The 12726-nt window shown below is 51.7% G+C and carries 6 protein-coding genes; 2 read left to right on the top strand and 4 right to left on the bottom strand.

The features are described 5' to 3' along the window. Window positions 1-411 precede the first annotated feature (411 nt). From FYJ85_RS19645 to FYJ85_RS19635, 3 genes are read right to left on the bottom strand one after another with little or no spacing between them, the layout of a single operon-like run. On the bottom strand, window positions 412-1335 hold the full coding sequence (locus tag FYJ85_RS19645; RefSeq protein WP_154420395.1) for a HEAT repeat domain-containing protein: 924 nt from the start codon (window positions 1333-1335) through the stop codon (window positions 412-414). Further along, complete coding sequence (locus FYJ85_RS19640) at window positions 1332-4544, bottom strand: PA14 domain-containing protein (protein WP_154420393.1); 3213 nt, start codon at window positions 4542-4544, stop codon at window positions 1332-1334. Before FYJ85_RS19640 ends, FYJ85_RS19645 begins: the two co-directional genes overlap by 4 nt. Window positions 4545-4589: 45 nt before the next feature. Beyond that, window positions 4590-7160: a fibronectin type III domain-containing protein gene (locus FYJ85_RS19635; RefSeq protein ID WP_154420391.1), complete on the bottom strand. Its 2571-nt coding sequence runs from the start codon at window positions 7158-7160 to the stop codon at window positions 4590-4592. Window positions 7161-8398: 1238 nt separating this feature from the next. Between FYJ85_RS19635 and FYJ85_RS19630 the strand changes: the two genes are divergently transcribed. Next, a complete protein-coding gene (locus FYJ85_RS19630; RefSeq protein WP_154420389.1) occupies window positions 8399-10864 on the top strand; it encodes an excinuclease ABC subunit UvrA in 2466 nt (821 codons plus the stop codon). A gap of 293 nt (window positions 10865-11157) precedes the next feature. Here the strand turns inward: FYJ85_RS19630 and FYJ85_RS19625 are convergent, their stop codons facing one another. After that, window positions 11158-11355, bottom strand: a complete 198-nt coding sequence (locus FYJ85_RS19625) for a hypothetical protein (RefSeq protein WP_154420387.1) — start codon at window positions 11353-11355, stop codon at window positions 11158-11160. A gap of 157 nt (window positions 11356-11512) precedes the next feature. On the opposite strand from FYJ85_RS19625, the gene FYJ85_RS19620 reads away from it, so the two are divergent. Then, window positions 11513-12724, top strand: a complete 1212-nt coding sequence (locus tag FYJ85_RS19620; protein WP_154420385.1) for a Rossmann-fold NAD(P)-binding domain-containing protein — start codon at window positions 11513-11515, stop codon at window positions 12722-12724. Window positions 12725-12726: the final 2 nt, after the last annotated feature.

The raw sequence follows: 12726 nt of genomic DNA, 5'->3' as shown, positions 1-12726 counted from the left end.
TTTGACGAAACAGACTTATCGAGGTATTTTTCATTACGGAGCCCTCCTTTGGGGTTAGGCAACCGTAATATACTGTTACGGACAAAGTTTGGCTCCGCCTTTTTGGCTAATTGTTAGGACACGTCTGGCACTCATAATAACATTTACCATCCACACTCGCAGAAAAGCAACTCCTGGACAACCCGACAAGACTGACGGAACCGTTTGCTGGTAAAACCACCGACTTATAAGGTGTAACAGCCAATATTAAAGAACAGTCATGCTGTACCATCTCCCAGTCATGTGTAACACAAGGATTATCATCTTCCACTGCAATACTGGTCGAATTATATGCCAACGCCAACAATAGGATTAAAAAACGTTTCAACATCTGTTTGAGTTCATTCCTATATAACAAAATGATTTCTGAATTCAATTTATACGAACCAATGCAGCACGTGCAGCATTACCAATTGGGTCTTCACGTTTTGCCAAAGTTTGCAGCAGAGGCACACTTTCGGGGGATTTCAAAATTCCCAATCCCGCAACTGCAGATAACCTTAAAACCAAAGGGGTTGTTTCATCCTCAGCGAGTTGTCGTGCAACAATAGCGACTTCTGAATTCCCAAGCTGTGACGCGACTTGGATTGCTGAAATCCGTGTCAGGATATAACAATTTGTATCCGCTGCAATTTGTGCGGCGCGGGACGAGACCTCCGGAGCGCTAAACTCGTCTGGATATTCTGTTGCTAAATAACGCAATGCCAGAAGTGCTCCTCCTGCAATTTCATTTTCCGATTCATCCAAGGCGGCCAGAAATGCCTTCGCAATTTCTACTTCACCGGTTAATTCATACTGTGGGCGCAGATGCTGTAATGCGTAGGAGCGTACTACCATATCCTGCTCACGATCTGAGTATAAGTCCAGCAACGCTCCAGTCAGTTCAGGCGGAAGTACTTTTTGGTTGCGCAGTTTATTCATCAAGTCGTTTTTGATTACATATTCGATATCGCTATTAGGACCGTATTTCAAATATTCCACAATTGCGGCACGATCTTTTGCGGAAAGTGTATCCGGCAACGCATGTACCAGTCGCAATCGTATTGCGGTCGTTTTATCATCTTCTGGATTCACAATTTGAAAAACATCCTTGCTTTCTGCTTCAATTATCCGCATCCCATATGAAGATGTAATTTGGGGAAATCCGGCGGCAACCGGTCTTTCCGGTTCTGAAATGCGGACTTCTTTTTCTTGTTTCTTCGATTTCTCGTCTGGAACACGAAAACAGATGATTCCAAAAGCCAAGACTATTCCGATGCCTGTAATACTTCCCAATATCAAGAGCCGTCTGTTCATCGCGGTCTCACTCCTATATATTCACCATTCTGATAAGCTGACATGTGATGGCAAACCGAGGTATTCACTTCCGTTGATCGAATAAAACGTACTTTGGCAATTCCGACGTCATTGAAGTCTGAAACATCTAATACTTTGCTCACTGTACCATCATCAAAGACTACCCCGGCTACAAAAATATTCAACCGCAATTCCACATCTGCCCGTACCGGAGAACAGACCACAGTCATCTCATGAAGTTGCGAACCATCCTCATAAGTTTCCAGCATACGCATTCCTGTCTGGTAGGATGAATAAATACCCATACCGGAAATTTGCTGAACCGCCATAACAGGCCCTTCCTCGCCGAGACGTGCAGCAACACAGCGGACTTGATTGTCATCGATATACACTGAAAATGAATGATTATTTCCGGAAATTGAATATCGGGCATCGCGCAACCGCTTGTCAAACTGAAAAGTTACCGCTTCCGAAGGAGCAGAAACCTGCCATTGACGAACTCGACCAAGCCAACACACAATATCCTCTTGGGAGAACGCATAATCCACAACCTCCACAACAAGGCTTTTTTCCTGAGTCTCTCCCTCTGCCTGGAAACGTCCAGTCAACATATACTCTCCGGCTTGGTCGAAGCGTTGTACAACCGCTTGACGCGCAATTCCGGAAATTTCGACTGGACCGCCGGAAATTTGCCAAAAACCAGTATCGGCAAAAGCGGGAAAAGCTGTAAGTCTTAACGAATCGCCTTTACGGATTCGAATTCTCTCTTCCGTCTCAGTCAGAAGGTTAGTTTGCTTCCATTTCACCTTTCCTTCACGACGAAAGCCACCGTTCTCAAATGTTACTTCAAAAGTTGTTTGCTCGGTTTCCTGTAATGGTATATTTGCATACCAACCGTTGTCGGGAAGTTGTGTCCCGGCAACAGAATCCCCTATCTGTACCTTTGTCGGAAACAAGGCGGTTCCCTCCAAGCAATATGGAGATACCCGACTTTCTGCTGACAATTTCACCGAGTTACGTTTGGAAAGAACTTTTTCCACTAACTCTAATCGACCACTTTCCTCACCAGAAAGAGACTTCAGCCCGAGCATCCGAAATGTATCAAGCTGCAAAGAGCCGCTACTCCGATAATTATCCCAAGCCAGGCGTACACGATGAGATCCAACCGGAAGAAATGCGGTATGGAAGAGTGCCGTCGAAACTTCACTTGTAAGAGGTACTGTCTGCGTTCCACAAAACACATCATCCACATAGACATCCAGAACTGCTTCTGTCGGATTGACAGCTCCAAAATAGTTTCTGACGTCGAATTCCAATTTATATATATTGGCAGCCGAAACAGAAACTTCGCACTCAACTGATCCGCGTCGGTCTACAGCCCGGATTGAGTTGCCTTTAATTTCCCATTTACCAGAATAGGCATAAAATCGGGAGCCTGGGCGTTTTCTCACTTGTTCAAACCCGGCATTACTCAAATCGATAGGTGAATCTTCTCCTGCGAGAAAAACTTCATCATAATCATTAAGGCCGTTTCCGTTGGTGTCGGTCTTGGTCGGATCGGTGTGGTACTGGTAGATTTCGTCCCAATCCGAAAGGCCGTCACCGTCGCTGTCTTTGCTCTTCCAGTCGGTGCCGAGCTTCATCTCGTCCGCATCGACGATGCCGTCGCCGTCGGTGTCGCGCTGCCACTGCAGGTATTCAAGCGCCTCCTGGCCGAGACCGCCGGAGTAGTGCCAGACGTTATCGCCGTCGAAGGAACGGCGTTCAAAGCCGGCCCCTTCCCAGTTGATCTGCAGCTTGGCATTGCTCTCGTATTCCACATATTCAAGCCGGAACGAATGGATACCGGCCTTCAGCGGAACTTCCGCCAGGTATTCCTGCGGCGAACCGGGACGATTATTTTCGATCACCGTGACGCCGTCCACCTGCAGACGCGCCGCGTCGTCGTTGCTCATGAAGAATTTGTATTTTCCGGTCGCCGGAACTTCAAAGAAGCCGGTCACCACCGCGCCGACATGATCGCTCAGGCCGCTGGTCAGGATTTCGCCCGAAGTGGCGGCAAAACAGAAATTCTTCACGACATCGGATTTGAACGGCTTCTGTTTACCGAAATCGGGCAGATAGTTCCAATTTCCTTCATAGTAGGCGACTTCGGCTCCCGGCTGACGCTTGCTCTGCAACTCCTCCGGCAACGTTTCCGGCGGTGCTACAAGAGGATTCGATCCAAGCAGGAATTCCTGATAGTTGCTGAGTCCGTCGCCGTCGGGATCGTCGGTCGCCAGGGTCGGGGCGTCGCCGAAATAACGGTGTTTCCACTCGAAGTAGGCTTTTTCCTCCGCCGTGAAATCCGGGAGCACCTGAAGCGCCGGGCTGCGGCGCGTTTCAGCCCCGGAGGCGCTGACCGCCGTGACCGTGTACGCATAGGCCGCATCTTCCGCCACCACGCGCGGAATCCCGGCGAGCGTCTGCGTTGCGGAGGTCCCGACGACCGTGTCACCGCGGTAGACTTTGAAATGGTCGAGCGTGAATCTTTCCGGCGCCGCCCAGTCCCACGAAAGCGTCAGCGCATCCGGCAGCTTTTCCTCCCTCAGGTTGTAAGGTGCGAGCGGTTGTTCGAGCTTCAGCGCCAGCGTCGCTCCGGCGGTTCCGGCGGGAAGCGTTTCGCGGCTGATTCCCGCAAAGGAGTCGTAAACGACCTTTTCCCCGGCCGGGAAGAAGAGCGGGCCGATGACCCGCTTCCAATCCGGGCCGCCGTTCACAGGGGTAACCAGTTCGAGTTCGTACCAATGCCCGCCGTAGACCGGCAGACTCTGCGTCCCGGCCTGAAGCCGGACAGTGCGGATATCTTGAAAATCGTCGTCAACCAGCGGATAATTCAATCTTGTGCTGACGTTACGGAGTGTCAGAGTTCCTGAGGCAGCTCCGGCGGCTTCACTGGAAATCGTCAGCGGAACCAGATTCCAGGCCGCAACCTTTTTCAGCAGAGAAACCGTGGATATTTTCGTTTCAATCCCGGCCAGGGCATTCCGGATCTGCATGGCCGAATCAAAGATTTCATGATCGTAATTCTCATATGCCAGCATCACCGGGAAGTATCGGTAATACGCATTCAGAATGGAAATATAGGGATGAATCACAGTTCCGGATTCGTCATCCACGGTGTCGAAGAAGTCGAAGAAACGCAGCTGGATATCCCGCTGGCGGGTCAAAGCCCCCTTGATTTCCTCGCGGGAGCTTTCCGCATCCAGTGCCTGTCACTGCATTGCAGCAAGGCGGTACAGCGTTGAATAAACTGTCACCTGATGGTTCTTCATGAAACCCAGCGAAGCATCGTACAGAGCTTCGGCGGCTGTCCGGCTGCCGGTTTTGCTCCGATCGGCGAGATAAGCCGCCCAGTGTTCTTCCGCCAGTTCAGCGAGCTTGCTGTGGATATACATGTGTTCAAAAGAGTTGCCGCCGAAATCCTCGGCCATCATCTGCGACAGTTCGTTGCGCAGCGTCAGCCGCTCCGCCGCAGTCATGCTGCCGGTGCTCTCCCGAAGCAGCTCAAATTCCGCCGCAACCAGTTTCTCGAGCAGCGACTCGTCGACGACAGTGAACGTGATATTGGCGCCGGTTACGGCTTCCACGGCGCTTTTCACCGCGGAGATTAGGCTCGGGGCAGTATAATCCGCCAGTTCGATCGGGTTGAAAAGGTCCACGACCTGCTGGAGTTTGTCGCCGTAAGCGACGGTTTCCGGCTTCTGAGTTTTCAACTGCAGCGGAGCGCTCCAGTCGGTCCCGGAACCGTTGGCGAACTCCCCGCGGATCGTGTACCGGTATTCCATGCCCGGAATCAGGCCGCTGTCGGTAAAGGAGGCGGTCAGGGAAGTGCCGACTTCCGTTCCATCCCGGCGGATCGTCCAGACCGCGCCTTCGCTCAATTCCGGCGCGCATTCCCAGTTCAGGGTAATTTTCGTGTAGGTGACCTGCTTGTCCGACGGAGTCGGCGCCGGGGCGCAGGTCGGATCGGTGCCGTTCAGAAATTCGTGATAATTGTCCACGCCGTCTCCGTCGGAATCATCCGTGGAAAGAACCGGCTGATCACCGAAATGCTGCCGCAACCACTCAAAAAATTCCGCATGGGCGCTCTGATCCCCCGGCTCGACCGTGACCGGCACGCTGAAGCGGGAGAGTTGGCCGTTCGCATCGAACGCGGCGACCGTATAGGTGTAATTGCCGTCCGGCGCAGCCAGCCGGATATTCGCCGCGCTGTTTCCGGTGACGGCGGCAACCAGCGTATTCCCATTGAAAACCTTGAAGCCCGCAGCCTTAAAGTCCGCCGTGTCAACCCAGTCCCAACTCAGCGTAAACACGTCGATATCACGCTCAAACCTGAGGTTATAGGGGAAATCGGAATCGGCCACGACGATTTCGGCCGTCGGCCCATTCGTCGCTGGAGACTGTACCGGATTGCCGTGCGTGTCATAGACGATCTGCCGGTCGTCCTGCTGCGGAAAAGAAGGCAGATTCAGCACCAGGTCGCTGCCGCCGGAAATCGCGATCCGGGCCGTGATTTCGTAGACGTGCCCGGCATAAACCGGAATTTCCGCCTCGCCGTCGATTGCAAATGTGCGTTCTTCATAGTAAGGTTCGTCCGGGAAAAGCTCCGGTTTCGTATCCGCCGTTACGTTGGCTACCTTGATCGAACCGCGGCGCGGATTGCCTGCCGCGTCATGGAGTTTGACCTTGACCCGGATCAGCTGCCAGGCTTCGATTTGTTCGAGCCGGTTGTTGCCCGGCACTTTCCCGAACAGTTCCTGCTGTTTGACTGCGCAGGAACGGGCTGCAAGGAATGCCTGTTCCCGATAATCATCATAAGGGAGCAGCTTCGGGAAATGCCTGAAATACTGTCCGGCCAGATAGCTGTAAATAAATCTCGCTTCATTTCCTTTCGAGTCGGGAAAGAAATCAAAAAAACGAAGTCTTTCGGACGCAGACGCCGCAAGTGCGGCCTCAACTTCATCAGCGCCGCTTTCCGCAGTCAGATGAGCAACTTTGAAAACAGAAAGACGATTCAGGGTGCTCGAAACACAATTCTCCTGATCGCTGAGAAATTTCAATGAAAATTCATACAGGATGGCTGCCGCCTGCTTGTTTCCTTTCTCCCAATGGGCTTCGGCAAGCGTCGTCAGGCGTTCATAGATATAGACTTGCTCCATGGAATGGCCGCCGAAGCTTTCCTTCAGGCACGCGTCCAGCTCTGCCTGGGCGGCGATCCGTTCCGCATCGGTCCAGTCCGGCACCGCCGTTTTGATCACCTCCAGTTCCTCGGAAATCATTTGACTGATCAGTTCGGTGTCGAACGTATTCATCGCCAGGCTACTGCCGGTCAGACTTTCAAAACCGGCTTTGATTGCGGAAAGCAGAGAAAGCGCGGTCAGATTTTTCGCCGGCATATCGTGCAGCGAATCGACAACGCTTTCCACTTGTTCATGCTGAGCAAAATCAACGGAATCAAACGTCTTGACTTTCAAAGGTGCCGACAGATCGGAGGATTTGCCGCCTGTGGTGACGGCATCCACGCTGTATTCGTAATATTTGCCGGGGACAACACTGGTATCGGTGAAAACGGTTTCAGTTGAACGGGAAATTTCTTTTCCATCCCGATAAATACGATAGCCGGCAATCTGGGTCCCGTCGGCGGGATATTCCCACTTGATTGTAATTTTGCGATAGGTTGCCCGCTCAAGTTCCAATTTCTGCGGAGCGTCGATCAGATTCTCCGCGGCCAGTACTCCCGTCACTGCAAAAGCGGCAGCCAGACACAAATTACGCCAGATCATTTACAATTCTTTCTTGAAAATAGTATTTTATATGATGATTGTTAAATACTCAATTCTGCGATAATTAAATTTTAATCCTGAGCAGAGTCCGCAACAACAGTTTCTGCGCCGCTATATCTGGAATTTTTGAGAGAACAGATGAACTCCCGGCCTGGCCGTTGAGCGCTCAAAAAACACCGCCAAGATAATGCGATAAAAAAACGATATAGCGTCACAAAAATATCCATTATTTTCTCAACACAACAATCACATCACGCCATTGAAAACACGATCATAAAATTTATGAATATATTATAATAATCCTATTTATACCATTAATCAACAATAAATAAAGAAAAAACATATACAATATTAATATATCTCAATATAAATATTATGTTTAATTTCGTATTATCGCAAAAAACAAAATTATAAATGAATTAAGTTATCAATCTCATTTTCCGCTTCTCAAATGAAGAGGAATCGGAGTCCGACGATTCCCATTTCGCTCTCGAACCGGTAAGTTGATCCGCTGCCGTTCCGTTTGAGCTTTTCCGGAGGCGTGATGCTGCTGTTCCTCCCCTCCTCTGATTACGCAATTCACACTTTTCGAATCCTCCGCCGCCGAAAACATGGGACACGCCATCGATACAATCCAGCCGGTGTGTGCTGCCGTTCCGGCGCATGGAAAAGCTGCCGGAAGAGGACATCCACGGAGTTCCCTCAAAAGAAAAGAGAACCGGAATTCCGGACGGACGGCGCAGCGAACAGAAGTGCCATGCAGAAGCATCCGTCAGCCAGGTGATATAAAGCAGAAAAGGTCCCGAAACCGCTTTCTGAACAGCGCCGATATTTTCCTGCCATCCCGCCCGTTCGAGCCATGGATAAATGGAATCGGCCCAGTTCCGCGGCATAAGGATTCCCCCAGCGGAAACCACGGTTCCGACAATCAGAGACGCGCAGGCTCCCGCCGTATTGCCGAAACGGAAATACACTGGTTATACACTCCGTAAAAAAAGGAAACAGACTGATTAAATATTTGATTCCAGAGCAATTGGGTCTATGGTATAATGCAGGCACGAAAGATATGCGGGAGGAAAAGGACTTGAGTAGGGAACACCTGACCATGCCCGAAGTAAATTCCGACAGCAGTGATTCCGAACAAGAGGGATGGCCGGACCTGTTGTTATCGATGAATATACGTGTCCGGCGGCAGTTGCAGCCTTAATGGTTCAGAAGAACGGGTGATTGACAGAATTATGATTGATAGAATAAAAGTCCGTGGAGCGCGGGTACACAATCTGAAAAATATCGATGTGGACATCCCGCTGAATAAAATTGTCGGAGTTGCCGGAGTGTCCGGTTCCGGAAAATCGTCGCTGGCGCTGGGAGTGCTGTATGCGGAAGGCTCCCGGCGGTATCTGGAAGCGCTTTCCACTTATACCCGCCGCAAAATGACCGGAGCGGCCAAGGCGCAGGTGGATGACGTTCTGTATGTTCCGGCCGCGCTGGCACTGCATCAGCGTCCCGGAATTCCCGGCATACGCAGTACCTTCGGCACGGGGACCGAACTCCTGAACGTTCTGCGTCTGATGTTTTCGCGGCTGGCAAATCATCGCTGTCCCTGCGGACATGAGCTGGAACCTTCTTTGGCAGTTGCGGCCGGCCGGGAACTGGTTTGTCCGGAATGCGGCGTAAAATTCTATGCACCGTCGGCCGAAGAACTGGCATTCAACAGCCAGGGCGCCTGCCGGACCTGCGACGGAACGGGTACGGTGCGGACCGTTGACCGGACAACGCTCGTTCCGGATGAGTCGCGCACGATCGACGACGGCGCGGTGGCTCCATGGAATTCGCTGATGTGGTCGCTTATGACGGATGTCTGCCGCGCAATGGGAGTCCGCACCGATGTGCCGTTTCGCGAGCTGACGGATGCCGAAAAGGAGATCGTTTACAACGGTCCTGCGGAAAAGAAGCATATTTTCTATCACTCCAAAAACACCAATCAGGCGGGTGAACTCGATTTTACCTATTACAATGCCGTCTATACCGTGGAAAACGCGCTGGCGAAAGTCAAGGACGAACAGGGGATGAAGCGCGTGGAACGCTTTTTGAAGCAGGAAACCTGTCCGGATTGCGGCGGAACGCGCTTATCGGAACGGGCAAGAACGCCGAGGCTGCGGGAGATTACCCTGGACCGGGCTTGCATGATGACGCTTGCCGAACTCGTTCACTGGGTGGACGGCGTTCCTGCTTCCCTGCCGGAAGCGATGCGCCCCATGGCGACAAGCATCTGCGAATCGTTCCAGGCAGCTGCAAGACGACTGATGGATCTCGGACTGGGATACCTGGCACTCGACCGCGCAGCTTCCACTCTTTCTACCGGTGAAAGGCAGCGAATGCAGCTTGCCCGCGCGGTCCGCAACCGCACCTCAGGCGTTCTGTATGTTCTGGATGAACCGTCCATCGGACTGCATCCGTCCAATATCGTCGGCTTGATCGGCGTCATGCGCGATCTGATCGCCGATGGCAATTCCGTCCTGCTGGTTGATCACGATACACAGATTCTGGCGGAAGCTGACTGGCTTGTAGAGATGGGACCGGGAGCCGGAGCGGAAGGCGGATCTGTCGTTGCGGAAGGAACTGTCGCGGATATTGAAAAAAACGGCCGTTCCATGATCGGTCCTTTTCTCGCCGGAACCGCAGACACGAAAGTGAGAAAACGTGCCGGAAAAGACGATCTGTTCTCTCAGGGCCGCATTCATCTCTCCACAGCGAAGATTCATACGGTGAAGCCGCTCGAAATCGATATCCCGAAGGGGAAACTGACCGTCGTAACCGGAGTGTCCGGCTCCGGCAAGACGACGCTGATCCTTGAAAGTCTGATTCCCGGGCTGGAAGCCGCCATCGCCGGGAAAAAAACGCCGGCACATATTGTCGCCGTCGAAGCAGGGGGAATCAGGCAGGTAAAATTGATCGATGCGACTCCGATCGGAATCAATGTGCGTTCCACCGTGGCGACATATGCCAACGTGCATGACGAACTGCGCAAGATTTACGCCAGGACGCCCGATGCAAAGCGGCTCGGCTTCAAGGCCGGTGATTTTTCCTACAACACCGGGAAGCTGCGCTGTCCGGTCTGTGACGGGACCGGAGAAATCAGTCTGGACGTGCAATTTCTGCCTGATGTGGATATTCCATGCACGGAATGCCGGGGAACCCGTTATGCGAAGGAAGCCGCCGGCGTGAAGCTGCCGGACGGCTGCTCGTTGCCGGAGTTGATGGCGATGGATATCAACAATGCGATCAGGATTTGCGAGAAAATGAAAAGCGTATATTCCAGATTGCTGACTTTGCAAAATCTGGGGCTTGGTTACCTGACGCTCGGCGAGGAGACGCCGAATCTTTCCGGCGGCGAAGCGCAACGCCTGAAATTGGCAGGCGAGATGGGTAAAACGCAATCGGATTCCCTCTTCGTCTTTGATGAACCGACCATCGGACTGCATCCTCTGGATGTACGGACACTTCTCAAAGTATTTCAGGCTCTCATCGACAATGGAGCGACAGTCGTCGTGATTGAACACGATCTGGATGTGATTGGCAATGCCGACTATATCATCGACATGGGACCGGGTGGCGGCAAGGACGGCGGCAGGATCGTCGCGTCCGGCACTCCGGAAGATATCAGAAATGTGCCGGAGAGCCGTACCGGAAAATATTTGTAACGGAGGTGGATGCGCACAATTTTTCTAAATCAGTCAGGAGTATGGTAGAAAACGTGACCGATTTCATCAATTATGTCAAGCGGCGCAAGCCTCTTTATTCCAGAATGCGAGGCCCACAGATCCGGATCAGGAAGCATAGTTTAAAACGCTGTAACGCTGTTGAGAAAAACAGCGACGACATGTAAAATGTTTCCGGGAGTACCGGTGTCGTGCCATGATTGACACCGGCGCTCTCCCGGTTTTTTCGTGGGATGTGAAGCTTGTTTTTATGATTATCATGGGTATCTCATTGTTTATTGAGTTTGTCCGATTGCAAGTTGCTGATCCCGCTTATACCGGAAGCCGTCAACCTTGGCATGGGTATTTTTCCATTGTTTCCACGGCAGGCTCTCCATATCATCACCCAGTTCCTGTTCCGGGCAAGAAATAATTGGGTTTGGATAATTGGTATGAATGGCGGCAATTGCCGCGGCAATCTCATCGGGAACCATCTGGATCGGTAATATTGCCGTCGTTCGCGTGTTACGGCTGCAGCCTGCATGGGTTCCTGCAATCTTTTTATAATCCCTGCCGCATGATTTTCAGGCCGGAGTCTGCCGTTCCGTGAATGATCCGGCTCATCCCGGTTCCCGGAAGAGATTTTTCTGATTGCAAAGTACAATTTTCAGATTCTTCAAAATTGCACTTTGCAAATGCGTCTGGAACTTCATTCGGCTCTCCTCCCGGCGTTTATGCAAGACAAACGGCGGTATCGGCATTGGCATTATTTTTGCTGATAAAGAATTTCAAGCTCTCATCTTTCAACGACAGAAGGAGACCAAAGATATGCGATTGGGATTGATCAGGCCGGATTTTCCGGGAGAAAGGCGGGTCGCCTTGCTCCCGCAGGATATGCGAACATCTGAGAATCATCTCGTAATCGATGAAAAATTCGGTGATACCCTGGGCATTCCCCCCGATGAATATCGACGACGAGGAGCTCAAATTGCCACACGGCAGGAAGTGTTTTCCAGTTGCGATGCGATTTTTTCGTTGAAACTGATCCAGCCGGAGGACTACCGCCATCTTCGCAAAGGACAGCTGATTATCGGCTGGACCCATCCCCATGAGGCCCCTTCCGCAGAATTCATGCAGATTGCAAAGGAACTTGCACTCACGGTTGTGGATATCGACAATATCTCTCCGACCGTCACTTTCAACGGACAGACCTGTAAGATCCCCTTCATCCCCCGTGATTTTCTCTGGAAAAACAGTTTTTACGCGGGAGTGGCTTCCGTGCAGCATGCACTGCTTTCGTGGGGGAAGCTGCCGGAACCGGCCACCCGGGTTGCCGTGCTCTCCTCCGGTAATGTTGCCCAGGGCGGCTATTGGGCAATCAGCAAATTCACTTCCGATATCCGCATGTTCTACCGCAAAACGATAAGCGAATTCCTCGAAGAATTGCCCTCATTTGATATTGTAATCAATGGTATCGAGACTTTTCCGCACAGCAATCATGTAATTTCCCGTGACGAACTGAAGCGCGCCAAGCCGGGCTGTTTGTTTATCGACGCTTCCGCGGATGCCGGCGGCACGATCGAAGGAACCCATTACACTTCGCTGCTGAATCCGGTGTACTGGGAGAATGGGCATTGCTTTTATGAAGTGCCGAATTCGCCGTCTTTCTATTTTCAGACGGTAAGCAGTTATCTGAGTCCGATTCTGAGTCATTACTTTTTCATGCCGGATGTCCGGCGTTTTCTTGATCTTCGTGACTGGTATTGCCGAACCAGTTTCAAACCGATGAAAATTGCCCGGCACAAGATGCGACGGAATTCCGGGCGACCGGTTGAAATACTGGAAAATGTCTCATTGGCTTAACG

Origin of the sequence: Victivallis lenta (genome assembly GCF_009695545.1) — a bacterium.
Classification (GTDB): Bacteria; Verrucomicrobiota; Lentisphaeria; order Victivallales; family Victivallaceae; genus Victivallis; species Victivallis lenta.
Note: the sequence above shows the minus strand (reverse complement) of the source record. Positions and strands in the feature narration are given on the sequence as shown.